Below are 25,498 nucleotides of genomic sequence, written 5' to 3'. Positions count from 1 at the left end.
CCCTTTTGCCCCCCCGCCGGTGGCGTTTTTCTACGGCACCCCCCCGGCGCCCCCCCCCCACCCCCCCGCCCCCGGGGGGGGCGGGCCCCCCCCGGGGGGGGGGGGGCCCCCGGCCCCGGTTCACTCCGCCAGTTGCGCCAGCAGACGCTCCGCGGCGGGCAGGAGCCACTCGGGCACGGCGTCCCCGGGCAGCGAACGCACCTCGTCGAGCAGCATCGAGACGCGCGCGGCCCCCGCTTCGGGGCGGCCCCGCTCCTGCTCGGTCCAGGCCGCGTTGTTCAGGCACTGGAAGCGGTCCCGCAGATGGTCCGGGCCGAGTTCCGCGTAGAGCGCCGAGGCCCGGTCCCACAACTCGATCTCTTCCACCCGCAGGGCTTCGACCCGTGCGTCGCCCAGCCTCTCCCCCACCGCGGAGCCGGCGGCCGGAACGCCGTCCTCCCGGCCACCGCCCCCGCCGTCCTCGTCGCCGTCGTCGGCCCTCGTGTCCGCGGCGACCCGTCGGTCGAGCACCTGTGCCAGCTGGTGCCACGTCTGGGCGAGTTCGGACCGCAGTCCGGGAGCATCCGGCTCCGAGGCCAGGGCTGCCTCCAGCACCTCCGCAGCCTGCTCCATCAGCGCGCGCGCCCCGGCCACCGTCGCGTCGGTGACCTCATCGCGCAGACCCAGCCAGGCCAGCGACCGAAGGGCGCGCACCTCGGAGACGGGTGCGCCCCCGGCCATGCGGTACAGCTCCAGCGTCCGCTCGTAGGCTGCGGTGGCCTCGTGAGCCAACCCCGCGCCGGACAGGGCCTCGGCGGCCGAGTGGGCCAGGTTCGCCTGGGGTCGGGGGTCCTCCCAGCCCTTGGCCGCCTCCGCCGCCAGCAGGTACTGCTCCGCCGCGGGGCGGGGCTCGCCCAGATCGCGCAGCAGGTCGCCCAGGAACTCCCGCGCGAAGACGGCCTGTTCCTCCCCGTGCTCCAGCAGATCGGGCAAGGCCGACTGGAGTACCTCGGCGGCCTCAGCGGCGCGGCCGCCCCGCGCGTACGCCTTGGCCAGCACCAGCCGGGCCTGCGCCCCGCCGTCGGCGGTGAGGCCGGCCCGGTCGAACCAGTGGGCCGCGGTCAGAGCGAGTCCCGCCGCCTCGTCCGCCGCTTCGCCCCGCCGGAGCAGGATGTCCGCGAGGGTCAGCCGGACGGCGCCCTGCGTCTCGGCGTCCGTGACCTCGGCGGCGTGTTCCAGCCCGGACCGGGCGGCCTGCTCCGCCTCCTCGGGCCGGCCCAGCGACATCAGCACCCCGGCCTGCAGGGACAGCGGGTCCACCGCCTGCCAGGGGCGGCCGGCCGCGACCGCCCGCGCGGCGGCCGCCGCAAGCAGTACGACGGCCCCCTCGGGGTCGCCCTGCGACAGGGCCAGCCGGCCCAGCATCTCTTCCGCCTCCGCGACGAGGTCGTCCGCCGTGCCCTCGTGGGCAGCGGCGAAATCGGTCAGTTCCGCGACGATCTCACCGCGGCCGTGCTCGTGCTCGTGGCCATAGCCATGGCCGTCGCCGTCGCCGTGTACGTGCTCCTGCGGTGCCTCGAGCGAGCGCAGGTACGACTCCACGCGGATCCGCGAGAGCTCGACCAGCGCGATCCGGCGCGCGCGCAGCGGGTCGGCGGCGTCGAGCGCCCCGGCTGCCCGCGCCGCCACCCGGAACAGCGTGCGGACCTCCTCGGGCGCAGCCCCGGACTGGGCGGCCACACCGGCCAGCCGCAGTTCGGCCAGCGCGGCCCGCTCCGCCTGACCGAGTGCCCGGTACTGATCCCGCACCGCCTCCAGCAGCCCGGTAGCCGCCTCGGAGCCGCTGCGGGCCGCGGCCAGGGCCCGGTGGTCCGCCAGGTCGGCCGCGACCAGCGGATCGGGATCCGGCTGGGCGTCCAGCCGTACGCCGATCTCGTCCCAGAGCGCGGCCGTACCCGGATGGCCCAGGTCCCGGGCCCGTCGGGCCCGCTCGACGAGCTCGGCGACGTCGGGCGCGGACGCCCCGGCGGCCCCCGCGGGTACGACGGCGAGGGCGTCGGCGGTGGCGGAGTCGGCGGGCTGCGGCAGCGCCTCGCTGCGCACGCCCAGCGGGACCACGGCCGCGAGCGGCTGTAGCCGGACCCTGGCCAGGAACCGGTCCGAGACCCTGGTGGTGCCGTTGCGGGCGTCGAAGCGCCGTGCGATGTCCAGGGAGCCCGCGTACAGCACCTCGTACAGCTCGGAGACGGTGCGGGCGGTGCCTTCGTAGGGCACGGCCGGGCTGCGGCCGTGCCCGAGCTCCTCGAGCCGGCGCAGCAGGACGAGGATGCCGCCGTGGAAGGCGAGCTGGTCGTCGAGGTTGGCGAGCGGGCCGACGTGGCCGGCGTGCTCGGCCAGGATCTCCAGACCGCGGGACTCGTTGCCGGTGAGCGCGCAGAACTCGATGTGCTTGCCGATCGACGGGAGCAGGCTCTCGTTGCCGCGGGCCATGCGGTAGCCGCGCAGGTGGTGCGAGCGGGCCTCGTCCGTCCGGCCGAGGCGCAAGAGGGGGAGCAGCGAGGTGGCGAGGACCCGGTGGGGCTCCTCGGCGCAGGTCAGATCGCCCTCCAGTACGGGCTTCCAGAGCTCCAGGGCCTCGGAGTCGTCGCCGTGCAGGACGGCGTACTCCCCCTGCCCGTTGAGCTCGCAGGCCTGGCAGTCGCTCATGTCGTCGCGCTCGGCCGCCAACCAGCGGCCGAAGGCCCGCTCGGCGCGGTCGTCCTCACCCGTCGCGTCGGCCAGCCACAGCTCGGCTTCGCGCACGGGCCGCTCGCTGTACCCCGCGAGCCGGTACCGGCGCTCCATCTCCTCCAGCCAGCCGACGGCCGATTCCAGCGGGATGCCTGGAGAGTCGGAGATCGCCGTGGCCACCCACTTGAACTGCCAGAACAACGAGTGCGCCTCCCACTCGGAGAAGGCGCCCGGGTCCTTGTCGTACTCCTGGAGCAACCGGGCGAAGGGCACCAGCATCTTCGACGACTCGGAGCTGTAGAGGTAGGCGTTGATCAGGTTGTCCAGGGTCTCGCGGAACAGCGCCCGGTCGCCGGTCGCCTCCGCGGCGCCTGCCAGGGCCTCGGCGTGCGCGTTGCGTGCGGCGCCGTTCGGCGTGTGGCGGTTCTCGGCCAGACCCCGCTCGATCTCTTCGCGGTTGGGCGTCGTCACGTGCGGTCCTCCGGGGCGTCGGTCGGGTGGGTCGCCCATTCCAGGAGCCCGAGGAAGGCCCGGTTGAGCAGGGTGGAGTCGGCGGGCCGCAGCGGACGCTGGGACATCAGCAGGGCCTGGCCGTAGAGGGATTCGACGGCGGTGCCGGTCAGCGCCTCGTCGGGGAGGGCGGAGATCCGCCGGACCAGCGGGTTGTTGTGGTTGAGGACCAGCCGGGCGCGGGGCGCGGAGCCCCGCAGCGCCCCGAGGATGCCGCTCCACAGCGAATCGGCGCTCTCCAGGGCGGCGGTCCGGTCGCGCTCCTGCCGCGCCTGGCGGTCGTCGAGGTAGAGCGCGGGCACGGAGACGGGCTGGAAGGCCCGCAGCACCACATCGCACCCCTGGGGTTCCAGGCGGGTGCGCGCGGTGGCCAGGAAGGGGGCGAGCGCCAGCTCCGCGCCGGTCGGTACCGGATCGAGCCGCTCGGTGACCGCTCCGGCGTCGAGCTCGGCGACCTTGATCTCCGGGCGTACGGAGGGCAGCAGGGCCAGCAGGTCCGCATCGTAGGTGTAGCCGGCGTTGACGATGCCGAGACCGTGGGCCGCGGCGATCGGTGCGATCTGGCGGAACTCCTCGACGGTGCGGGTGAAGTGGACCTCCGTGTGGGCCGCGGTGAACTCCACGAGGCTCATCGAGCCGTCGCTGGTCTCGAACGGCAGCCACGGCAGCATCAGCCCGAACAGTTCCGTGTCGTGCCGGGCCATGGACTTCACGCCGAGGTGGTGGACGCTCAGGAAGGCCGCCAGCCGTTCCGGATCACTCGCCGCCAGCTCGGCGAGCCAGCCGCGGATGCGGGTGCCGAGGGCGTCCCGGACGGCGGACAGGGTCTCGTCGTCGTAGAGGTTCTCGCGGGAGGCGGTGGGCCGGAGCGTGTCCGTGTCGAGGACGGCGCGGACGAAGAACGCCCAGTCCGGCAGCAGGTTGTCCGCCCGGTCCGTCAGCAACATGCCCTTGAGGTGGACGCGGTGGCCGACCCGGTGGGCGGGGCTGGTGGCTTCGGGCAGGACGTACGCCACTCCGCGTACGCCCGCCACCGGCAGGTCGAGGTCGATGGTGTCGAGCGGGGTGAAGCCGAAGAGCTGGGAGCAGTGCCCGGCCAGCGCGGTGCGGCGCGCGGTGGGGGTGGGGAAGGGGCGGTCCCACACGGCGGGCCGGTCGGTGACCGGGCACGGCTCGCCGCCCCGACCGTCGTCGAAGGTGACGTCGTAGGGCAGCAGGGAGCCGTAGTCGCGGGCCAACTCTTCGACCTTGGACGGGACGGTCCATTCGGCGGCGCCGGCGCGGGCCTCCAGGACGACGGTGGTGCCCGGCTCGCGGCGCGCGTCGTGCGGGAGTTCGCGGACGGTGTAGGAGCCGTCGTCCGTGGCCAGCCATTCGACGGGTGCGGCCAGGGGGTCGCGGGCGGATCGGGTGACGACGCGGATCTGGCGGGCCACGACGAAGCAGGCGAGCAGGCCGATGCCGAACTGGCCGAGGAATTCGCGGCGAGTGGCCTCCAGACCGTGTTCGCCGCCGCGCTTGGAGCTGCGGCCGATGGTGGCGAGGAGGGAGTGCGCCTCGTCGGCGGTGAGGCCGATGCCGCTGTCCTCGATCGTCACCCGTCCGTCCGCCGCCGACAGCCGGATGCGGACCTCCGCCGCCGGATCGAGGGCGTGGCGTGCGGTGACCGCGTCCACGGCGTTCTGCAGCAGCTCGCGCACGTAGACGCGCGGGCTGGAGTACAGGTGGTGGGAGAGGAGGTCGACCAGGCCGCGGAGATCGACCTGGAAGCTGTGGGGCGCCGGCGCCGGCGCGGGCGAGGGCGCGGATGCGGATGGGGATCCGGACGGGGGTGTGGACGGGGACGTGGACGTCATAAGGCGTCACCTCGCGTGCAATCAGGGGTGGTTCGGTGATCGCGAGGTTCCCCCCTCACGGATACCGGAGTGGGAACAGAGTAGGGGGATGATCTGACAATCCCAGAGTGAATTCCCCGCTACTGGAAGCGCAGGAACCCCGGTGGTACCGCGTCCACCAGCCATACGCCGTTGGCACTGACCCGGAAGACGTGCCCGGCCTCGCGCATGGCCCCCGCGTCCACGGCGAGGACGACGGGCCGCCCGCGCCGTGCGCCGACCCGGGTGGCGGTCTCCCGGTCGGGAGAGAGGTGGACGTGGTGGCGCGCCATGGGCCGCAGCCCCTCGGCGCGGATCGCGTCCAGGGCTGGGGCCACGGTGCCGTGGTAGAGGTACGCGGGCGGCTCCGCCTCCGGCAGATCCAGGTCCACGGCGACGGTGTGGCCCTGGCTGGCCCGGATGCGGGCGCCCTCGACGGCGAACCGCTGCTTGTCGTTGGCGGCCACGACGTGGTCGAGCTCGGCGCGGGTGACGGGGAAACCGTGGTCGGCCGCCGCCCGCAGCAGCGCGTCGATCTCCACCCACCCGTGGGGGTCGAGCACCAGTCCGATGCGTTCCGGCTGATGCCGCAGGTGCTTCGAGAGGTACTTGGACACCTTCACGGTGCGTCTGTCGTCCATGACCCCAGGGTGCCCGGTCGCGCGGCCCCGCGGCAGGGATTTTCCGGGTGCCCGAGCGCGTGGACAGCCCCTACCGTCATTCCAAGATACGGAATAGATTTTCCGCTGCCACTTCCGTTCAGGGGGAGAAACCATGACAGCACGCGCCTCTCTGCCACGTCGTGCGGCGACCGAGCTCACCGGCACCGCCGCTCTGCTGGTGGTCGTGATCGGCTCCGGGATCCAGGCCGCCGAGCTCAGCCGCGACACGGGAGTCGCCCTCATCGCGAACTCGCTCGCCTCGGCCGTCGGGCTGGGGCTGATCATCGTCCTCCTCGGACCGGTGTCCGGGGCCCACCTCAACCCCGTGGTCACGCTGATGTCCTGGTGGGCCCGGCGCACCGGCGGGGAAGGGGTCGGCGGGCGGGAGGCGCTCCTCTACGCGGCGGCGCAGACCGCCGGAGCCGTCGCCGGCGCCGTGCTCGCGGAGGTCATGTTCGGCCGGACCCCGGGTGCCTTCGCCACCCAGGTCCGCGACGGGGGCCATCTGCTGGTCGGCGAGGTGGTGGCCACCGCGGGGCTCGTCCTCGTGATCCAGGGCCTCGAGCGGACGGGTCGCCCGAAGCTGATACCGGCCGCCGTCGCCGCCTACATCGCCGCCGCGATCTGGTTCACCTCCTCCGGCTCCTTCGCCAACCCGGCCGGCACCGTCGGCCGCAGCTTCAGCGACTCCTTCACGGGCATCGCCCCGCAGTCGCTGCCCGGGTTCGTCCTCGCCCAGCTGCTCGGCGCAGTCCTCGGTTTGGCCCTGGCGGGCCTGCTGTACGGGAGCACCCGGGCTCCCCTGCCGGTCGCGCCGGCGGAGGTGGCGCCGGGCATTCCCGTGGCGGCCGTGGCGGTGCCGGCAGCGGCGGCTCCGGTGGACGTGGAGGTCGTGGCGGGGGCCCTGTCCGAGACCGGACCGACGGAGGGTACGGCCACCGCCAAGGAGGCGTACGACACCATCGGTTGAGGGCCTCCGCGTCAGCCCGGCCGGCTCCTCGGCCGCTCCTCGACCGGTTCCTCGACTCGCTCCTCGACCGGTTCCCCGGCCCGTTGTTGGCCGGATTCTCGACCGGTTCTCCAGCGGGAGCCCCCGTTGCCCACAGGCGAAGGAGGGTTGTCCACAGCTGGTTGGGGCGGTTTTGACGGCAAACGAGCGATCCGCCCTGTGGATCGACGGGCCGGGGCTGTACCCGGTGCTAATGCTCTCTGCGGCGCGCCAGTTCGTCCATCGTCCGGGCCTGGAGCTCCCGCTCGGTCGCGGCCCGGACGAACTCCGCCACGTGGTCGGGCCCCACCAGCTCCTGGACCGCCCGCACGGTCTGGGCCGGGAGGGCCACCGGCGACGGCCCGGCCGGCTGTGGCGACCCGGCCGCTCCCAGGTGCTGCTGGAGGTGCCGGGTCGCGAACAGCCGCATCGCCCGTGCCAGCTCGGCGTCCACGGTCTGCTGGGCCAGCGGCCGCAGCCGCCGCACCATGGTCGCCGCCTCCGCCGCATCGGCGTCGGTCGGCGGCACGTGGCCGAGGTAGCGCGCGAAGACGTGCTCGGTGGTGAACTCCAGGAAGCGCGAGGCGATGTGCTCCACCTGCCCCCGGAGCTCCCGTAGGTGACCCGTGATCGCCGACAGCGGCACCCCGGCCGCGTACAGCTCGGCGGCCACCGCCAGCTCCTGCGGCGAGGGCACCAGGAACTGGTCCGGCCGTCCCGGGATCCGCTCCAGCACCCCGAGCTCGCAGGCTTCGCCCACCGCGTCGTCGTCGGGCCTGCCGCCGAACCGTTCGTTCAGCTCCTCCCGGGAGATCCAGGCCGCCTCCTCGTCGGTCCACGGCCCGTGCACCTCGGCGACCAGCCCCAGTACGCCGCCCAATCCGCGGCCGGCGTCCCAGGCCTCCAGGAGCTCCTTGATCGAGGCCAGGGTGTAGCCGCGGTCCAGCAGGTCCGCGATCTGCCGCAAGCGCGCCAGGTGCGTGTCCCGGTAGACGTTGGAGCGGCCCCGGCGCTCCGGCTTCGGCAGGAGGCCGCGGTCCTGGTACGCCCGGATCGTGCGCACCGTTGCCCCGCTCCGGTGCGCCAGATCCTCGATCCGGTACTCGGCTACCGCCTGATCGGACAATCCCGGCTCCCTACGACATCGCGGCTCGGCCGACCGCGCCCGCCGCGGCCCGGGCGGCGGGCGAGGCCGCAAGGTACTCCGCCGCCCTGCGCAGCGAGCCCTCCTGCGAGGGATGGTACGACCGCCGGAAGGAGCGGGGTACGGCCGTGCCGAGCTCTCTGCACGTCGGCAGCAGCCCTTGGCCACCGCCCGGTTGTGCTCGCGGAGCGAATGCCGGGTATCCAGTGCAGCGGGGTGGCCTCCAGTCGAGGGCCACCCGGCGCGGGACGATCGGGTGCGGGCTCACAGCGGTGGGTCCAGCTTCGCGATGGCCCGCAGGGTGCGCGGGGCGAAGCGGGACATCCACAGGGCGCCCTTGGACTCGGGGGTCACCGGCACCACGGCCTCGTTGCGCACCACGGCCCGCAGGATCGCCTCGGCGACCTTCTCCGGCGGGAAGTTGCGCAGTCCGTACAGCCGTGAGGACCGTTCCTGGCGGCGCTTCTCCTCGGCCTGGTCCACCCCGGCGAAGCGCGAGGTGGCGGTGATGTTGGTGTTGACGATGCCGGGGCAGATGGCCGAGACGCCGATCGACTTCGACGCCAGTTCCGCGCGCAGGCACTCCGACAGCATCAGCACGGCGGCCTTCGAGGTGCTGTACGCGGGCAGGGTCTTGGAGGGGAGGTAGGCGGCGGCGGAGGCGGTGTTGACGATGTGGCCGCCCTGGCCGCGCTCGGCCATCTGCCGGCCGAATATCCGGCAGCCGTGGATCACGCCCCACAGATTGACGTCGAGGACCTTCTTCCAGTCCTCGGCGCTGGTGTCGAGGAAGGCACCGGACAGCCCGATGCCGGCGTTGTTGACCAGGACGTCCACGATCCCGTACTCGGCGGCGACCTTCGCCGCGAGCTTCTCCATCGCCTGTTCGTCGCTGACGTCCACGCATTCGCCCCAGGCCTCGGGAGCCCCGACGAGGCGGGCCATCTCCGCCGTGCGCGCCGCGCCCTCGCCGTCCCGGTCCACGGCCACGACCCGCGCCCCGGCCTCGGCGAACGCGAAGGCGGTGGCCCGGCCGATGCCGCTGGCCGCTCCGGTGACCAGGACGAGCTGCCCGCCGAAACGGTCCGCGTGCCGGCCCGGAGCCTTCCGCTCCGGTGCCCGCGCGGCCGGCTCCTCCCGGGCGGTGACGAACTCGGTGATCCAGGCGGCGAGCTGGTCGGGCCGGGTCCGGGGCACCCAGTGCTTGGCGGGCAGGGTCCGCCGCACCAGGTCCGGGGCCCACCGCTCCAGGTCGTCGTAGAGCCGCTCGGACAGGAAGGCGTCACCGGTCGGGGTGATCAGCTGGACCGGTACGTGCGCGTAGGCGTCGGGGCGGGGCCGGCGAAGACGGGGGCGTACGTTGTCGCGGTAGAGCCAGGCCCCGTGCGCGGCGTCCGAGGGGAGCGAGGCCGTCGGGTAGGCGCCGGCCGGAACCTTCTCGACGCGCTGGAGGATGGTTGGCCAGCGTTTGCCGAGGGGCCCGCGCCAGGCGAGCTCGGGCAGCACGGGGGTGTGCAGCATGTACACGTACCAGGACTTGGCGCCCTGGCCGAGCAGCTGCGCGGCCCGGCGCGGGGTCGGTCGCGACAGCCGCTTCTTGATCCAGTGGCCGAAGTGGTCCAGGGAGGGGCCCGACATCGTGGTGAAGGAGGCCAGCCGCCCCTCGGTGCGGGCGACCGTCGCGAACTCCCAGCCCTGGACGGAGCCCCAGTCGTGGCCGACCAGGTGGACCGGACGGTCGGGGCTGACCGCGTCCGCCACGGCGAGGAAGTCGTCGGTCAGCTTCTCCAGGGTGAAACCGCCGCGCAGCGGCTGCGGCGCGGTCGAGCGCCCGTGGCCGCGTACGTCGTAGAGCACCACATGGAAGCGCGCGGCCAGCCGCTCGGCCACCTCCGACCAGACCTCCTTGCTGTCCGGGTACCCGTGCACCAGCAGTACGGTCGGCCGGTCCGCCTCGCCGAGCTCGGCGACGCACAACTCGACCCCGCCGGTGCTCACCCAGCGCTCCCGGGCCCCCGCGAGCAACGGGGCGCCCTCCGGCCGCGCCCCGCCGGCCCGGCCTGCCCCACCCGCGGAGTCCGTCCCGCTCGTCCCGCTCATGCCGCCTCCTCCTCAGCCCAGCGCCGCACGTGCGGCAGATCCTCGTCCAGCCAGAAGGCGCTCTCCTCGGGGTCCCGGGAGTCGGTGACGACCAGGATCTCCTCGAACTTCGCGCCGGTGCCCCGGAAGCCCAGGTGGGGCTCCACCGCCCACAGCCCGGGCTGCGGCGGGTGGTCGGAGAAGCGGTACGGACTCCACAGCGGGGACCAGCCCTCACGGTGCCCGTGCAGGACGTCGGCCGCCAGCCCCTTGAGGGACTGGGTGCCGAATCCGAAGGCGGTGGGCGACCAGCGCCGCTCCTTGACCCGGTCGATCTTGTGCGCGATCACTCCGAAGGGGTAGGCGCGGTGCCGGTTGGCGTATCCCTGCCGGGTCATCAGCCGTTCGACGTTCTCGTATATCTCGCGCAGGGAGCGGCGCTCGCGCACCTGCTCCAGGAGCAACACGCGGTGTGCCCGGAGATCGGACATGAGCCGGTCCTGGACCGGATTGAGCCCCAGGCTGCCGGAGTAGCCGATGTCGGCCGAGTACCCCTTGAAGACCGGCGCCATGTCGAGGATGAACGGCATCCCCGGCTCCAGCTTCCGGTTCGTCGGGAAGAACTGCAGCGGGACCCTGAAGCCGGCGAAGGCGGTGCGGTCCCCGAACCAGGCGAAGGGCAGGTGGAACCAGTCCCGGACGCCCCGCTCACGCAGCCACTCGCGCTGCATCCGCGCGGCCTCCCGCTCGGTCACTCCGGGCCGCAGCTGGGCCGCGACGGCCTCCGCGCACGCGTAGGAGAGCCGTTGCACCTCTCTGAACCCGCTGAGTTCCGCGGTGCGTTGCGCGGTGCGTTGCTTGGTGTCCCCAGCCATACCAGCATCCGTCCCTGTAGCCCTACGCGCCCATAACCTGACACTGATGAATGTGACAATGACCGGAGATCACGTCAAGGGCCCTGCACGGACCTGTGGACGAACTTGTCCGGGTCACATCAGCCTCCAGTACCGGCGCATACGCCGGAAGGCGGAGACGCGATCCAGCAAAAGGTCTGACGATTCGCGGCACGCACGCCACTAACGTCGAACCCGTGACTGTCATCGCGACCGAAAGCCTGAGCAAGCGGTACCCCCGAGTAACCGCCCTCGACCGGCTCTCCTTGGACATCGGGCCTGGTGTGACCGGCCTCGTGGGTGCCAACGGAGCCGGCAAGTCCACGCTGATCAAAATTCTGCTGGGACTGTCCCCCGCCACCGAGGGCAGCGCCGCCGTGCTCGGCCTCGACGTCACCACGCATGGCAGTGCCATCCGTGAACGCGTCGGCTACATGCCCGAGCACGACTGCCTGCCACCCGACGTCTCGGCCACCGAGTTCGTCGTCCACATGGCGCGCATGTCCGGGCTCCCCCCGACCGCGGCCCGTGAGCGCACCGCCGACACCCTGCGCCACGTGGGCCTGTACGAGGAGCGGTACCGCCCCATCGGCGGCTACTCCACCGGCATGAAGCAGCGCGTCAAACTGGCGCAGGCGCTCGTCCACGACCCCCAGCTGGTCCTCCTCGACGAGCCCACCAACGGCCTCGACCCGGTCGGCCGCGACGAGATGCTCGGCCTGATCCGCCGCGTCTACACCGACTTCGGCATCTCCGTCCTGGTCACCTCCCACCTCCTCGGAGAGCTGGAGCGGACCTGCGACCACGTCGTGGTCGTGGACGGCGGCAAGCTGCTGCGCTCCAGCTCCACCAGCGACTTCATGCAGAGCACCGCGACCCTCGCGGTCGAGGTCACCGACTCTGACGAGCACCCGGACGGCACCGCCGCCCTGCGCAAGGCGCTCACCGGCGCGGGCGTCACCCTCCACGCCGGCGAGGAGCAGGGCCTGCCGGGCGCCGGCCACATCCTGATCGTGGAGGCCGCCGGCGACGAGACCTACGACACGGTCCGCGACACTGTCGCCGACCTGGGTCTCGGCTTGGTCCGCATGGAGCAGCGCCGCCACCACATCGCGGAGGTCTTCCGCGACAACGACCAGCCCTCGTACACCCCCCAGCAGAAGGGAGCCGGTTCCGATGGCGCCTGACACCTCGACCCAGATCCACAACATCGGCTACCGGTCCTACGACGGGGCCCGCCTCGGCCGCGCCTACGCCCGCAAGTCGCTGTTCTCGCAGTCCCTGCGCGGCGCCTACGGGCTCGGCCGCTCCGCCAAGTCCAAGGTCCTCCCGATGATCCTCTTCGCGGTGATGTGCGTTCCCGCGCTGATCATCGTCGCGGTGGCCATCGCCGTCCCCGGCACCACCGACCTTCCGATCAAGTACACGACGTACGCCCTGACCACCCAGGTGGTCATCGGCCTCTACCTCGCCTCCCAGGCACCCCAGTCGGTCTCCCGGGACCTGCGCTTCAAGACCGTGCCGCTCTACTTCTCCCGGCCCATCGAGCGGGTCGACTACGTCGTGGCCAAGTACGCCGCCATGGCCTCGGCCCTGTTCATCCTGACCGCCACACCGCTGCTGATCATGTGGATCGGCTCGCTGCTGGCGAAGTTCGACTTCGCCGACCAGACCAAGGGATTCGGACAGGGACTGGTGTCGGTACTCCTGCTGTCGCTGCTCTTCTCCGGCCTCGGCCTGGTCATGGCCGCGCTCACCCCGCGCCGCGGGTTCGGTGTCGCCGCCATCATCGCCGTGCTCCTGATCCCCTACGGCGCGGTGACCGCCGTCCAGGGCATCGCCTACAACACGGGCAACGCGGGGGCCATCGACTGGATGGGCCTGTTCTCCCCGATCACCCTGATCGACGGCGTCCAGACGGCGTTCCTCGGCGCGACCTCCGCCTTCCCCGGCGGCGAGGGCCCCGCGGCCGGCACCGGCTTCGTCTACCTGCTCGTCGCCCTCGGCCTCATCGCCGGCTCCTACGCCGCCCTGATGGCCCGCTACCGGAAGGCCGGGCTGTGACCATCATCGACATCGACCACACCTCCCGCTGGTTCGGGAACGTCGTCGCCGTCAACGACGTGACCATGCGCATCGGCCCCGGCGTCACCGGGCTGCTGGGCCCCAACGGCGCGGGCAAGTCCACGCTCATCAACATGATGGGCGGCTTCCTGGCCCCCTCCACCGGCACCGTGACCCTCGACGGCACGCCGATCTGGCGCAACGAGCAGGTCTACAAGCAGATCGGCGTCGTGCCCGAGCGCGAGGCCATGTACGACTTCCTCACCGGCCGCGAGTTCGTCGTCGCCAACGCGGAGCTGCACGGACTCGACGACGCGGCCGCCCAGCGGGCCCTGGCCACCGTCGAGATGGAGTACGCCCAGGACCGCAAGATCTCCACGTACTCCAAGGGCATGCGCCAGCGCGTGAAGATGGCCTCGGCCCTGGTCCACGACCCCTCCGTACTGCTCCTCGACGAGCCGTTCAACGGGATGGACCCCCGACAGCGCATGCAGCTCATGGAGCTGCTCCGGCGGATGGGCGACGCCGGCCGCACCGTGCTCTTCTCCTCCCACATCCTGGAGGAGGTCGAGCAGCTGGCCTCGCACATCGAGGTGGTCGTCGCCGGCCGGCACGCCGCCTCGGGGGACTTCCGCAAGATCCGCCGCCTCATGACGGACCGCCCCCACCGCTACCTCGTCCGCTCCTCCGACGACCGGGTCCTCGCCGCGGCCCTGATCGCCGACCCGTCGACGGCCGGCATCGAGGTCGACCTGAAGGAGGGCGCCCTGCGCATCCAGGCCGTCGACTTCGGGCGCTTCACCGAGCTGCTGCCGCGGGTCGCCCGCGCGCACGGCATCCGGCTCCTGACGGTCTCGCCCTCCGACGAGTCCCTCGAGTCGGTCTTCTCCTACCTCGTCGCGGCCTGAAGGAGCTGGCACCATGTACAACCCCACCGTTGCCCGGCTCACCTACCGGGCCCTGCTCGGCCGCCGCCGGGCGCTGATCCTCTTCCTGCTGCCGGCCCTGCTGATCCTCATCGCCGTCGCCGTCCGCATGCTCACCGGCGTGGACGACAAGGTCGCCGCGGACCTGCTCGGCGGCTTCGCCCTCGCGACGATGGTGCCGCTGATCGGCGTCATCGCCGGCACGGGTGCCATCGGCCCGGAGATCGACGACGGATCCATCGTCTACCTGCTCTCCAAGCCCGTGAAGCGCCCGACGATCATCATGACCAAGCTGATCGTCGCCATCGCCGTCACCATGGCCTTCTCCGCGATCCCCACCCTGATCGCCGGCTTCATCCTCAACGGCAACGGCCAGCAGATCGCCGTGGCCTACACGGTCGCCGCCCTGGTCGCCTCGATCGCCTACAGCGCGCTCTTCCTGCTGCTGGGCACCGTCAGCCGGCACGCGGTCGTCTTCGGCCTCGTCTACGCCCTGATCTGGGAGTCGCTCTTCGGCAGCCTGGTCTCCGGCGCCAAGACCCTCAGCGTCCAGCAGTGGGCCCTGTCCCTCGCCGAGCGGGTCGCCGGCGAGGGATACGTCGACGCGACCGTCGGACTGACCACGTCGGTCGTCCTGCTCGCCGCGGTCACCGTCGGCGCGACCGTCTACGCGGGCCAGAAGCTGCGCCGCCTCAGCCTGGCCGGGGAGGAGTAGGACCGGCCTCGCGGCACACCGCTCCACCCCGTGCCCCGGCCGGCCCACCGGCCGGGCGGGGCACGGGTGCGCGCGGCATCATCGGCGCATGACGGAGCTCGCCCGCCACGTTGTTTCACGTGAAACGACGCCCGTGTTTCACGTGAAACGCCGCTAGTCGGCCCATGCCGGAAAAATCGCTGGTACGGGGATGCGCTCGGGGGCAGAGTGAGTCGTGCGGGGAGCAACAAAAGGTCCGGGGCAGCCACTTCGAGCGCGCCTTCGGCGCGGGCTGCCCCGGACCTCTCGTACGCCGCGCGGCTCAGGCGGCGCCCAGCAGGCGCTCCAGCACCACGGCGATGCCGTCCTCCTCGTTGGAGGTCGTCACCTCGTCGGCCACCGTCTTGAGCTCCGCGTGGGCATTGGCCATGGCGACCCCGTGCGCGGCCCAGCCGAACATCGGGATGTCGTTGGGCATGTCGCCGAAGGCGATGGTCTCCGCCGCCTTCACGCCCAGCCGGCGCGCCGCCAGCGACAGGCCGGTGGCCTTGCTCAGCCCGAGCGGCAGGATCTCCACGACGCCCGGGCCCGCCATGACGATGTCGACCAGGCTGCCCACGATCTGGCGGGCCGCCTTGACCAGCGCGTCGTCGTCCAGCCCCGGGTGCTGGATGTAGAGCTTGTTCAGGGGCGCGGTCCAGACCTCGGTGGTGTCCTCCAGGTAGATGGCCGGAAGGCCTTCCTGCACCTGGTAGCCGGGACCGAACAGCACTTCGCCGTCCACTCCGTCCCGGCTGGCGGCCAGCGCGAGCGGACCGATCTCGGCCTCCATCTTCGACAGCGCGAGGCCGGCCAGCTGCCGGTCCAGCGTCACCGAGGTCAGCAGCCGGTGCGCACCCGCGTCGTAGACCTGGGCCCCCTGCCCGCACACGGCGATCCCCTGGTATCCGAGGTCGTCGAGTACGTGCCGGGTCCAGGGCACCGCCCGGCCGGTGACGATGATGTGCGCGGCGCCCGCCGCGGTGGCCGCGACGAGTGCCTCACGGGTGCGTTCCGAGACGGTGTCGTCGCCGCGCAGCAGCGTGCCGTCGAGGTCGGTCGCGACGAGCTTGTACGGGAACGGGGCCGGGCTCACTTGGTGATCGGCTCCAGGAATTCGCGGCCGCCGAGGTAGGGGCGGAGCACCTGGGGCACCCGGACCGAACCGTCGGCCTGCTGGTGGTTCTCCAGGATCGCCACGATGGTGCGCGGTACGGCGCACAGGGTGCCGTTCAGGGTCGACAGCGGCTGGGTCTTCTTGCCGTCGCGGTAGCGGATGGACAGGCGGCGGGCCTGGAATCCGTTGCAGTTCGAGGCAGAGGTCAGCTCGCGGTACTTGCCCTGGGTCGGGATCCACGCCTCGCAGTCGAACTTGCGCGAGGCGGAGGCACCCAGGTCACCGGTGGCGACGTCGATCACCTGGAAGGGCAGCTCCAGGCTGGTCAGCCACTGCTTCTCCCATTCCAGGAGCCGCTGGTGCTCGGCCTCGGCCTCCTCCGGCGCGACGTACGAGAACATCTCGACCTTGTCGAACTGGTGGACGCGGAAGATGCCGCGGGTGTCCTTGCCGTACGTTCCGGCCTCGCGGCGGAAGCACGGGGAGAAACCGGCGTACCGCAGCGGCAGCTTGTCCGCCTCGATGATCTCGTCCATGTGGTAGGCCGCGAGGGGGACCTCGGAGGTGCCGACCAGGTAGTAGTCGTCCTTCTCCAGGTGGTACACGTTCTCCGCGGCCTGGCCGAGGAAACCGGTGCCCTCCATGGCCCGAGGACGGACCAGGGCCGGGGTCAGCATGGGGATGAAGCCGGCCTCGGTGGCCTGAGCGATGGCGGCGTTGACCAGCGCCAGCTCCAGCAGGGCGCCCACACCGGTCAGGTAGTAGAAGCGGGACCCGGACACCTTGGCGCCGCGCTCGACGTCGATGGCGCCCAGCGACTCGCCGAGCTCCAGGTGGTCCTTGGCCTCGAAACCCTCGGCCGCGAAGTCGCGGATGGTCCCGTGGGTCTCGAGGACGGTGAAGTCCTCCTCGCCGCCGACCGGGACGTCCTCGTGGACGATGTTCCCGAGCTGGAGGAGGAGCTGTTTGGCAGCCTCGTCGGCCTCGTTCTGCTCGGCCTCGGCGGCCTTGACGTCCTGCTTGAGCTGTTCGGCCTTCTTCAGCAGCTCCGCCCGCTCCTCCGGGGAGGCCTTCGGGATCAGCTTGCCGAGCGACTTCTGCTCGTTGCGCAGTTCGTCGAAGCGCATGCCGGAGGACCTGCGGCGCTCATCGGCGGAGAGCAGTGCGTCGACGAGCCCGACGTCCTCTCCACGGGCGCGCTGCGAGGCGCGGACACGGTCAGGGTCTTCACGGAGCAGCCGGAGGTCAATCACCCCACCAGGCTACCGGGCTGGGCTTCCAGGGGTCACACCGATATCACGCTGCGTGTCGCTTTGCCCCAATTGCCGCTAATGGATAAGTCTGCCGACGCAGCCGGAAGGGGGTCTTCCGCAGGGTCGGTAAAAGCGGCCCCATTCCCCGAAATGGGGGACACCGTCAAGGGTGCGCCCGGCCCTGAACAGGCTCGGAGGCCCTTCCTTGTCCACAGGGATTGCCGCTGGCGCCAGTTTATCCACAGGCTGTGTGCCACATCTGTGGACACAGGAATGAATCACCCGCGATCGGCGCCCCCCGGAGGTGAATCAGGGTTCAAACCACCCTCACACACTCATTCGGGTGGGAATGACTCGTCCCAAAGAGTTGATCCGTGATATCGGGGTGACGCCGTTCACCTTCCGCTCCCCAGCGTGAAACCTGAGCCGCCCGACCGATTTGTCGACCTTGTCGTGCCGTTCTGTCGACTTGTCCCCAGGTCCCCATCCCGCCCTGTGGATAACTCTGTGGACAGTGGACGACGCCCTACGCGCGCCCGTCCAGGCAGCGCGCCAGCCAGTCGGACGCGGCGGTGAAGTCACTCTCGGAGGTTCCCGGCCGCGGAGCACGCACATCACCCACAGCGACGCCCGCCCTCGGGTAGGAGCCGAGGAAGCGCACCTGCGGGCAGGTGCGCTTGAGGCCCATGAGCGCCTCGCTGACCCGACGGTCGGAAATGTGCCCCTCCGCGTCGACGGCGAAGCAGTAGTTGCCGATGCCCTGGCCGGTCGGCCGGGACTGGATCAGCATCAGGTTCACCCCGCGCACGGCGAACTCCTGGAGGAGTTCGAGCAGGGCGCCGGGGTGGTCGTCGCCGAGCCACAGCACGACGGAGGTCTTGTCGGCGCCGGTCGGGGCGGAGGGCCGGGCGGGGCGCCCCACGAGCACGAAGCGGGTCTCGGCGTTCTCCGCGTCGTGGATCTCGGTGACCAGAGGCACGAGCCCGTAGGTGCCGGCGGCGAACTCGCCCGCGAAGGCGGCGTCGAAGCGGCCCTCCTGGACGAGCCGGGCACCGTCGGCGTTGGAGGCGGCCGACTCCCAGACGGCGTCGGGAAGGTTCGCCCGCAGCCAGTTGCGCACCTGGGGCTGGGCCACGGGGTGCCCGGTGACGGTCTTGACGTCCGACAGCTTGGTCCCCGGCCGCACGAGCAGCGCGAAGGCGATGGGAAGGAGCACCTCGCGGTAGATCATCAGCGGGTCGCCCGAGGCGAGCTCGTCCAGCGTGGCGGTGACCCCGCCCTCCACCGAGTTCTCGATCGGGACGAGCGCAGCCGCGGCCTCGCCGTTGCGCACCGCGTCCAGAGCGGCCGGCACCGACACCATCGGGACCAGCTCTCTGGTCGCGGCTTCCGGCAACGTGCGGAGGGCGGCTTCGGTGAAGGTGCCCTCGGGACCGAGGTAGGTGAAGCGGGTGGCCGTCATGTGATCAGCGTAATGCCGGGGCGCTGTCCTCCGGGGCGGTTGTTCACCCTTCGAGCAGCGGCTGTCCCACGTACTCCCCGGTGCGCGGAGCGGGCGGGACGGCGTACAGGCCGCTGGACTCGTGCCGGATGAACTCCGACAGTGCGTCACCCCGGTCGAGCTTGCGCTGGACGGGGACGAACCCGCGCAGCGGATCGGCCTGCCAGCAGATGAAGAGCAGGCCGGCGTCCGGGGCTCCGTCAGTGCCGATGCCGTCGTGGAAGGAGAAGGGGCGCCGCAGCATGGCGGCTCCGCCGTTCTGTTCCGGGGCCGAGATCCGTGCGTGGGCGTTGGCCGCGATGACGGGCCTGCCGTCGGCCCCGATCTTGTCGAGCGCCATCTCGGTGGTCTCACCGCCGCCGGTCAGCGGGGCGCCCGTGGCCTTGGTCCGGCCGATCACCTGCTCCTGCTGGGCTGGTGACTGCTTGTCCCAGTCGTCGAGGAGCATGCGGATGCGCCGGACGACGGCGTACGAGCCCCCGGCCATCCAGGAGTGCTCGGCCGGGCCGGGGCCTCCCGGGGCGACGAAGATCCGCTTGTCGAAGTCGGGCTCGGTCGGCTTGGGGTTGCCCGTCCCGTCGATCTGGCCCATGAGGTTGCGGGCGGTCATCGGGGTGCCGGTGGCGCCCGGGGAACGGTTGAAGCCGTTCATCTGCCAGCGGACGCGCGCCGCCTGGCCGGCGTCCTTCTGGAGGGCGCGCAAGGCGTGGAAGGCGACGAGGCCGTCGTTCGCACCGATCTGGATCCACAGGTCGCCGTTGCTGCGCCGCTCGTCGAGCCGGTCGGAGGAGAAGTCCGGCAGTGGGTCGAGGGAGGCGGGGCGGCGGACGGTGAGGCCGGTGCGCTCGAAGAAGGAGTGGCCGAAGCCGATGGTGACGGTCAGCGAGGACGGGCCGGCGTCAAGGGCGATGCCGGTGTCGGAAGCGGCCGAGGGTTCCCCGGCCATGAGCCGTCGGGCGGTGTCGGACCAGCGGCGCAGCAGCGCCGCGGCCTCCGTGCGGCCCGCGCCGGCGGCGAGGTCGAAGGCGACGAGGTGGCCCTTGGCCTGGAGCGGCGTGGTGATTCCGGCCTGGTGGTCGCCGTGGAAGGCGATCTGCGTGGAACCGAGGGAGGACAGGCTTCCGGAGGCGCCCGCCGGGGCCTGGGCCCCGGAGTCGGCCAGTGCCGCGTGCGTGAGGGCGCCGCCTGCGGCGCCGAGCGCCAGCCCCGCGGCGCCTGCGGCGCCGACGGTGCCCAGCAGGCGGCGCCGGGAGATCTCGATGTCGGGGTGGGTCTCGGTCACGAGGGTCAGCCGATCTTCACGGTCTTCTGGACGGTCGTCTGGTCGATGTCGGAGGTGCGGACGGTCACGTCGATCCGCCAATCGCCGGCCAGCGGCAGCTGCACTCCGGACGCCGTCCAGTGTCCGGGGGCGGCGCGGTCGGGGAGGAGCGGCAGCGGGCCGACGTCCTTGGCCGGGAGGGTGAAGGCGACCTTGACCTCCGGAAGGTCGAGCGGCTTGCCGTCGGCGGAGTCGGCCCAGAGGTGGAGGGTGTTCGCACCCACCCGGCCCGGGTCGAGTTCGAGGCGGACGCTCCCCTTGCCGCCCTGGCCGCCGGTGTCGAAGGGCAGAGTGATCTTGACGGCGCGGTCGGGTACGGCGGTCGCGGTGGAGCCGCCGCCGGTCCCGCGTTCCACGGCGCGGCCCGGCTCGGTGCTGGTGAGCACCGTGGTGACGGCGAGCAGGACCACCGCGACCCCCGCCTCGGCGAGTACGGAGCGGCGTAGGCCGGCGCGGTCCGGGTCGGCGTCACGCGCCTGCTTCTCGCGCGCGTTCGCACGGGCGGCTTCCTGCCGGGCCAGCTGGGCGGCCCGCTTGGGATCGGTGACGGCCGCGCCGCCCGGGGCGGAGGCGGAGAGGGCTGCGGCAGAGGGGGCGGAGCGAGTGGCGGCGGTCGTTGTTTCACGTGAAACACCGCCTGTTGTTTCACGTGAAACACCACCCGCTGTTTCACGTGAAACAACAGGAGCCGCGCCGGCCTTAGCCGTCTGCCGCTCCGAGCCGGCGGGCGCCTCGGCGAGTCGAGCCGTCCACTTGCGGGACAGGTAGGCGATGCCGACGAGCACGGCCACCAGGCCGACCTTGAGCATCAGCAGCCGCCCGTAGTCGGTACCGGTGAGGGCCGACCAGCTGCCGAGCTGGCGCCAGGACTGGTAGGCGCCGGTGACGGCGAGTACCACCACGCTGGTGAAGGCCACCTTGGAGAAGCGCCGTACCGCTCGGCTCTCGATCCCGGGGGCCGTGTGGAGGGCGACGAGCAGGGCGGTGAGGCCGCCGAGCCAGGTGGCCACGGCGAGCAGGTGGAGGATGTCGGCGGGCATGGCGATACCGGGCTGGATACCGGTCGAGGCGTGTTCGGACAGCGCCCAGGTCGCAGCGATGCCGCCGGAGACCACGGCGCCGCCCATGGCCAGGCCGAAGGTGAGGTCGCTGTCGTCCTCGGGCTCCGGGCTGGCTTCGGAGCCCTGTCGGCGGCGGGCGTAGACGCCGAAGAGGACCGCGACGAACAGGGCCGCGGCGCCCAGCAGCAGCAGCCGGGAAAGGAGCGAGGCGCCGGTCTTGGTCTCCAGGACCGACCTGAGCGCGGTGAGGTCGAACGCTTCGGCGAACCGCCCGGACCCGGTGTAGGGCGCACGGAGCACCAGCATGACCAGGGTGGCCGCGGTGAGGGTGACCCAGGCCCCCACGACGAGCCTCTGGAGCGGTCGCTCGGCTGCGCCCCGGCGCCAGCAGAGCAGGATGAAGGCGGCGCCGCCGACGAGGACCGTGAAGCCGGCGTACGCGGCGTACCGGGCGATCCCGTACGCGATGCCGACGGGGCCGCCGCCCGCGGCCCGGGTGGGCAGGGCGACGCTGGTGGCAGAGGGGGCGCCGATGGAGAAGGTGAAGGCGCCGGCGATCGGGTGGCTGTCGGCGGAGACGGCCTGCCAGGCGACGGTGTAGGTGCCGTCCGGCAGGCCGACCTTCAGGACGGTGCCGTACCGGATGGTGTTGCCGCTGCACATGTCGCGCAGTTCACCGTTGTCCACCCGCTTGCCCTGCGGGTCCAGGACGCGGATGGAGTCGTCGCCCATGGCGACCTGCTCCGAGAAGGAGAGGGTGACCTGGGCGGGTGCCGTGGCGACCACCGCCCCGTCCTTGGGGTCGCTCGCGGTGAGTGCGGCGTGCGCCGCGGCCGGGGAGGCCGCGGTGAACAGGGTTGCCAGCAGGGCTGCGAGGACCAGCGCGAACCGCGGCAGCAGTGCCGTGGTGAAGACGCGGGCCGCGGAAGGGGCGGGGGCGGTGGCCGTCATGGCGTGTCGGTTCCTCGGTCCGTCAGTGGGCGTTGGAGTTCTGCGCGGTGTACGTCCGTTCCTTCACGTCGAGCTCGACCTTCACCGGGCCGGCCTTCTCGAAGCGCAGCTCTACGCTGACCTTCCCGCCGACCTTCGGGGTGCTCTTCAGGCCCATGAACATGATGTGGTTGCCGCCGCGCTCCAGGCGGAGCTCGCCGTTGGCGGGTACGTCCAGTGAGGGGACCTGCTGCATCTTCTGGTCCTTGGTCTCGTGGATCTGGAGATCGTCGGAGAGCGGGGACGTGACACCGGTGAGCTTGTCGGCGGTCTTGGAGTCGTTCTTGATGACCATGAACGCGCCGGCCATCTCGTCGTTCACGGGTTCCGGAATGAACCCGCCGCTGACCTCCATGGCGGGCTTGTCCGCGTCGGAGGAGCAGCCGGATATGGCGAGGGCGGCCGTCAGGGAGAGGGCGGCGGCGAGGGTGCGGGTGGTGCGGGTGTTCACGGGTTCTCTCCCTTGGCGATCTTCGGCAGGTCCTTGGCGTAGTCATCGACGGTGGTGCCCTCGCCGTAGAGGACGTAGCCCTCGTCGGTCTTGGGCGAGAACGCGATGACCTGGGCCCCGTGCATGGAGACGACGGTGCCGTCGGCCCCCTTGGTGGGGGCCTCGATGCCGATGCCGAGCGAGCGGGCCGCGGCCTGGATGGTGGCGAAGTCCCCGGTCAGTCCGGTGAAGGCCGGGTCCTGGGCGCGCAGCCACGAGCCGAGGGACTCGGGAGTGTCCCTCTCGGGGTCGGTGGTGACGAAGACGACCTGGAGGTTGTCCTGGTCGGCTTTGGGGAGCGCCTTCTTGGCGACGGCGATGTTGCTCATCGTCAGCGGGCACACGTCCGGGCACTTGGTGTAGCCGAAGTAGATGAGCGTCGGCTTGCCCTTGGTCTGCTCGCGCAGGTTCCACGGCTTGCCGGTGGTGTCCGTGAGGACGAGCTCCGGCTTGTTGAAGGGGCGGTCCAGGACCGTCGCGGCTTTGGTCTTGTCCTGGCCGCCGGCGATCTGGGTGACCGAACCGGCCTTGGCGGATTCACCGCCGCAGGCGGTGAGGGTGAGTGCGGCCGCCGCTGCGAGAGCGGCGATCGTCACACGTGCGGTGCGCATGAGGTGATGTCCCTGGGATCGGGGAGGGTGCGGATGTAGGGAACGGCGGGCCTGCGTGTGCGGCGGGTCAGGAGGAGCGGCGGCGCGAGGCGACGCCGAAGGCGACGCCACCGAGTCCGACGACGATGCCGGCGATGCCGAGGGCCCGCGCGGTGGTGTCGGAGCTGTGCGAGGCCGCGGCCTCGTCGTGGCCGTCCTTCGCGTCCTTGTCACCGTTCTTGGCCTCGTCGGCCTTCGCGGCCCCGTCGTGGTGGCCGTCGGCCTCGGCGGCGGTCAGCTTCAGCACGGGAGCCGGGTTCTGGGGCTCCGCGGCGCCTTCCTTGGGCTCCTCGATCCACCGGACGACCTCGCCGTTGTCGTAGGTCTGGATGGCCTTGATGACCATCTGGTCCGCGTTCTCGGGCAGCTTGCCCACGGAGAGGGGGAACTGCTGGAACTTGCCGGATTCGATCTTGCCGCCGGACCAGGTGACCTTGGTGACGGCCTTGGTGATCTGCTTGCCGTGCACGGTCAACGGCTGGGCGAGGTCGCTCGTCTCGACCTTCACGGTCCAGCCGGGGATGTCCTGCGGCATGACGGACGTGAGCGGCTGGTCGATCGGGAAGTTGACCTCCAGCTGCGTGGTCGACGCGTTGTCGCGTTCGTTCGGGACCTTGAAGTTGATCGTCGCGTACCCGCCCTTGGCGGCCTCGCCGGGCTGGACGCTGACGTGGGCGAAGGCGGGGCCGGACAGGACGAGGACGCTGCCGGCGGCGAGGGCGGCGGCGAGGGGGATGCGAGAGGTCTTCACGGCAGGAACACTCCGGGGAAGCAGGGGTGACGGCGGCTCCGTGCACGGACGCGCACGGAGTTCGCGGCACCGGTGCTCCCACCGGGTGTCCCGGGGAGGAAGGTGCCGCGTCAGGCTGCGAGGACGAGGGCCCCGGGAGGGCCTCGCCTGATCACCGTGTGCTGGAGCGCCTCGCGGCCCGTGGCCGCGATGGGCGCCGAACCGGTCCGCGGGGCCCGCCGGTTGCGGCCGGGCGTGCCCGCGCGTCCGGCGCCGAGCGCCCGTACCAGGGCCAGCGCGGTGCGCAGCGGCCGTACCGGGGCGTCGGCGGAGAGCCGGGACAGTTCGACGAGCCGGAACAGGGCGGCGTCGCCGCGGCCGAGCAGCCAGCCGGCGCCGAGCGCGGCCAGCAGGTGGCCGGTCAGCATGGCCGGGCTGAAGAGGCCGGTGTCGGGCGCCGCACCGGCCGCCTGAGCCACGTGGGCGTGCGCGTCGTGCCCGTGCGCGGCGGCCTGACCGGCCAAGGCGGCCGGGTCGAGACCCGCGGTTTCCAGGATCTGCCGGGCGTCGGCCGGGCTGAGCGGTACGGAATTGCCCCCGCACACCAGCCGGGCCGCCAGCGCGGCGAGGGAGGTGTCCGCGGCGCCCGCCGGAGCCTGATCGGCCGCGGCGCCGTGCTGGCCGAGGCCGAACACCGCGTGCAGGGCGAGCTGCCCGGTCGTGAGCCCGGCGGCCAGGACGGGCAGCGTGCGGCGGCGCCCCGCGAGCGGGGCCGCGACCGAGAAGACCGCGAGGAAGCCGATGCAGAGCGACCACCAGGGCACGGTCGCGCAGGAGGCCAGGGCGTGCCCGGTCGCGGACAGCACGACACAGACCGCGGTGAACACCGCGGCCCGGATCAGCCGGAGGCCTGGTCCGGCGTGCGTCGCGTGGGGGGCAGTCATGGCCGGGTCATCATCGCACTGCGCTCGGCTCCGCCATACGGCAGGTCCGGAAGGTCCCTTGAGTCCCGCTGGACGAACGCCGCACGGCGGCGCGTCGCGGGCACGCACACGCCGCGGGCCGCAGCACGCGCGGGCGACCGGCGCTGCCCCACGGCCCGCTCCCGCCCTGCCGGCCCCGGAGGCACTGTCTCCTCCCCGCCCCGCCGGCGCCGGGTACACCGTGGCCCCGGACCGCCGCATCGGCTGAACGAGGTCATTGCGCGCTCTGACGGCCGCAGGGCGCTTACCGCCCCGCGCGGGCGGCAATAGGTAACCGCATGAGCATCTGGTGGTCTCTCCACTTGAGGCGCGAAGCCGCGAGCGTGCCGCTCGCCCGGCGACTGCTGCTGGGGACGATGGAGACCGCGGGGGTGGACCCTGACATCTCCTTCGATCTCTCGGTGGCGCTCACCGAGGCCTGTGCGAACGCGGTCGAGCACGGCGGAGGCGGCGTCACCGGGGAGGCCGGGGCGTACGACGTCACGGCCTACCTCGACGGGGACCGCTGCCGCATCGAGGTGACCGATTCGGGGCCGGGCTTCCCCGCCGCGACGGTGGCCCGCCGCAGACCCTCCCTGGCCGAGCACGGCCGGGGCCTCCACCTGATCGCGGAACTCGCCGACCACGTCCGCTTCCGCAACCGCCCGGGCCGGGGCGCGGTGGTGAGCTTCGACAAGATGCTGAAGTGGCGCGACGGCGCCCTGCTGAACGTCTCGTAGCCGCCGGGGGCCCCCGGCCGGGACGGGCGGGCCCGGCAAGGGCGGACACCCCGGTGGCCGGGACCCTGACCGGGTCCCGGCCACCGGGACTTCACCGCCGG

General features: G+C 72.2%; 21 protein-coding genes and 1 pseudogene. 6 read left to right on the top strand and 16 right to left on the bottom strand.

The annotated features are described in order from the left end of the window. Positions 1-120: 120 nt before the first annotated feature. From ACFWU6_RS20815 to ACFWU6_RS20805, 3 genes are all read right to left on the bottom strand, one after another. Positions 121-3,180, bottom strand: a complete 3,060-nt coding sequence (locus ACFWU6_RS20815; protein WP_383982376.1) for a tetratricopeptide repeat protein — start codon at positions 3,178-3,180, stop codon at positions 121-123. After that, positions 3,177-5,075 carry an HSP90 family protein gene (locus ACFWU6_RS20810; protein ID WP_383982374.1) on the bottom strand — a complete coding sequence of 633 codons (1,899 nt, stop codon included), beginning with the start codon at positions 5,073-5,075 and terminating at the stop codon, positions 3,177-3,179. The genes ACFWU6_RS20815 and ACFWU6_RS20810 overlap by 4 nt, the downstream gene beginning before the upstream one ends. A 119-nt stretch (positions 5,076-5,194) precedes the next feature. Then, a complete protein-coding gene (locus tag ACFWU6_RS20805) occupies positions 5,195-5,734 on the bottom strand; it encodes an RNA 2'-phosphotransferase (RefSeq protein ID WP_383982372.1) in 540 nt (179 codons plus the stop codon). 133 nt (positions 5,735-5,867) lie between these two features. On the opposite strand from ACFWU6_RS20805, the gene ACFWU6_RS20800 reads away from it, so the two are divergent. Continuing rightward, positions 5,868-6,725 (top strand): aquaporin, encoded by an 858-nt coding sequence (locus tag ACFWU6_RS20800; protein ID WP_383798892.1) that lies wholly within the window; start codon positions 5,868-5,870, stop codon positions 6,723-6,725. 229 nt (positions 6,726-6,954) lie between these two features. Here the strand turns inward: ACFWU6_RS20800 and ACFWU6_RS20795 are convergent, their stop codons facing one another. The 4 genes and pseudogenes from ACFWU6_RS20795 to ACFWU6_RS20780 all read right to left on the bottom strand — a co-directional run bounded on the left by ACFWU6_RS20795 (position 6,955) and on the right by ACFWU6_RS20780 (position 10,841). Next, positions 6,955-7,869, bottom strand: a complete 915-nt coding sequence (locus ACFWU6_RS20795) for a MerR family transcriptional regulator (RefSeq protein ID WP_383798894.1) — start codon at positions 7,867-7,869, stop codon at positions 6,955-6,957. 10 nt (positions 7,870-7,879) lie between these two features. Beyond that, a pseudogene (locus ACFWU6_RS20790) lies at positions 7,880-8,085 on the bottom strand (metal-dependent hydrolase); the annotation flags it as partial. Between the two features lie 66 nt (positions 8,086-8,151). Beyond that, on the bottom strand, positions 8,152-9,987 hold the full coding sequence (locus ACFWU6_RS20785) for an SDR family oxidoreductase (RefSeq protein WP_383982370.1): 1,836 nt from the start codon (positions 9,985-9,987) through the stop codon (positions 8,152-8,154). Beyond that, positions 9,984-10,841: a M24 family metallopeptidase gene (locus ACFWU6_RS20780; RefSeq protein ID WP_383982368.1), complete on the bottom strand. Its 858-nt coding sequence runs from the start codon at positions 10,839-10,841 to the stop codon at positions 9,984-9,986. Before ACFWU6_RS20780 ends, ACFWU6_RS20785 begins: the two co-directional genes overlap by 4 nt. Before the next feature lie 215 nt (positions 10,842-11,056). Between ACFWU6_RS20780 and ACFWU6_RS20775 the strand changes: the two genes are divergently transcribed. From ACFWU6_RS20775 to ACFWU6_RS20760, 4 genes are read left to right on the top strand one after another with little or no spacing between them, the layout of a single operon-like run. Next, positions 11,057-12,046 carry an ABC transporter ATP-binding protein gene (locus tag ACFWU6_RS20775; RefSeq protein WP_383982366.1) on the top strand — a complete coding sequence of 330 codons (990 nt, stop codon included), beginning with the start codon at positions 11,057-11,059 and terminating at the stop codon, positions 12,044-12,046. Next, complete coding sequence (locus tag ACFWU6_RS20770) at positions 12,036-12,923, top strand: ABC transporter permease (RefSeq protein WP_383798906.1); 888 nt, start codon at positions 12,036-12,038, stop codon at positions 12,921-12,923. The genes ACFWU6_RS20775 and ACFWU6_RS20770 overlap by 11 nt, the downstream gene beginning before the upstream one ends. Beyond that, complete coding sequence (locus ACFWU6_RS20765) at positions 12,920-13,831, top strand: ABC transporter ATP-binding protein (RefSeq protein ID WP_383798909.1); 912 nt, start codon at positions 12,920-12,922, stop codon at positions 13,829-13,831. The genes ACFWU6_RS20770 and ACFWU6_RS20765 overlap by 4 nt, the downstream gene beginning before the upstream one ends. Positions 13,832-13,844: 13 nt before the next feature. Next, complete coding sequence (locus tag ACFWU6_RS20760; protein WP_383798912.1) at positions 13,845-14,564, top strand: ABC transporter permease subunit; 720 nt, start codon at positions 13,845-13,847, stop codon at positions 14,562-14,564. A 301-nt stretch (positions 14,565-14,865) separates the two neighbouring features. On the opposite strand, the gene ACFWU6_RS20755 is transcribed toward ACFWU6_RS20760, so the two are convergent. From ACFWU6_RS20755 to ACFWU6_RS20715, 9 genes are all read right to left on the bottom strand, one after another. Continuing rightward, positions 14,866-15,678: an HAD family hydrolase gene (locus ACFWU6_RS20755; protein WP_383798915.1), complete on the bottom strand. Its 813-nt coding sequence runs from the start codon at positions 15,676-15,678 to the stop codon at positions 14,866-14,868. After that, entirely contained in the window at positions 15,675-16,952 is a 1,278-nt protein-coding gene (serS, locus tag ACFWU6_RS20750) for a serine--tRNA ligase (RefSeq protein WP_383798918.1), read from the bottom strand. The genes ACFWU6_RS20755 and serS overlap by 4 nt, the downstream gene beginning before the upstream one ends. A 526-nt stretch (positions 16,953-17,478) precedes the next feature. Beyond that, the gene (pheA, locus tag ACFWU6_RS20745; RefSeq protein ID WP_383798920.1) at positions 17,479-18,414 is read right to left on the bottom strand and encodes a prephenate dehydratase; all 936 of its coding nucleotides are present in this window, start codon (positions 18,412-18,414) and stop codon (positions 17,479-17,481) included. Between the two features lie 43 nt (positions 18,415-18,457). Next, the gene (gene efeB / locus ACFWU6_RS20740) at positions 18,458-19,735 is read right to left on the bottom strand and encodes an iron uptake transporter deferrochelatase/peroxidase subunit (RefSeq protein WP_383982364.1); all 1,278 of its coding nucleotides are present in this window, start codon (positions 19,733-19,735) and stop codon (positions 18,458-18,460) included. Positions 19,736-19,740: 5 nt separating this feature from the next. Continuing rightward, positions 19,741-21,786, bottom strand: coding sequence for a copper resistance protein CopC (locus ACFWU6_RS20735; RefSeq protein WP_383982362.1), 2,046 nt, complete (start codon positions 21,784-21,786; stop codon positions 19,741-19,743). A gap of 22 nt (positions 21,787-21,808) precedes the next feature. Further along, entirely contained in the window at positions 21,809-22,276 is a 468-nt protein-coding gene (locus ACFWU6_RS20730) for a copper chaperone PCu(A)C (protein WP_383982360.1), read from the bottom strand. Further along, entirely contained in the window at positions 22,273-22,926 is a 654-nt protein-coding gene (locus ACFWU6_RS20725) for an SCO family protein (RefSeq protein ID WP_383798932.1), read from the bottom strand. The genes ACFWU6_RS20730 and ACFWU6_RS20725 overlap by 4 nt, the downstream gene beginning before the upstream one ends. Positions 22,927-22,993: 67 nt before the next feature. Then, on the bottom strand, positions 22,994-23,716 hold the full coding sequence (locus ACFWU6_RS20720) for a YcnI family protein (RefSeq protein WP_383982358.1): 723 nt from the start codon (positions 23,714-23,716) through the stop codon (positions 22,994-22,996). Positions 23,717-23,826: 110 nt separating this feature from the next. Beyond that, positions 23,827-24,639: a hypothetical protein gene (locus ACFWU6_RS20715; protein WP_383798937.1), complete on the bottom strand. Its 813-nt coding sequence runs from the start codon at positions 24,637-24,639 to the stop codon at positions 23,827-23,829. 317 nt (positions 24,640-24,956) lie between these two features. Between ACFWU6_RS20715 and ACFWU6_RS20710 the strand changes: the two genes are divergently transcribed. After that, the gene (locus tag ACFWU6_RS20710; RefSeq protein WP_383798940.1) at positions 24,957-25,397 is read left to right on the top strand and encodes an ATP-binding protein; all 441 of its coding nucleotides are present in this window, start codon (positions 24,957-24,959) and stop codon (positions 25,395-25,397) included. Positions 25,398-25,498: the final 101 nt, after the last annotated feature.

Source organism: Streptomyces sp. NPDC058674 (assembly GCF_042716505.1).
In the GTDB taxonomy this organism is placed as follows: domain Bacteria; phylum Actinomycetota; class Actinomycetes; order Streptomycetales; family Streptomycetaceae; genus Streptomyces.
Note: the sequence above shows the minus strand (reverse complement) of the source record. Positions and strands in the feature narration are given on the sequence as shown.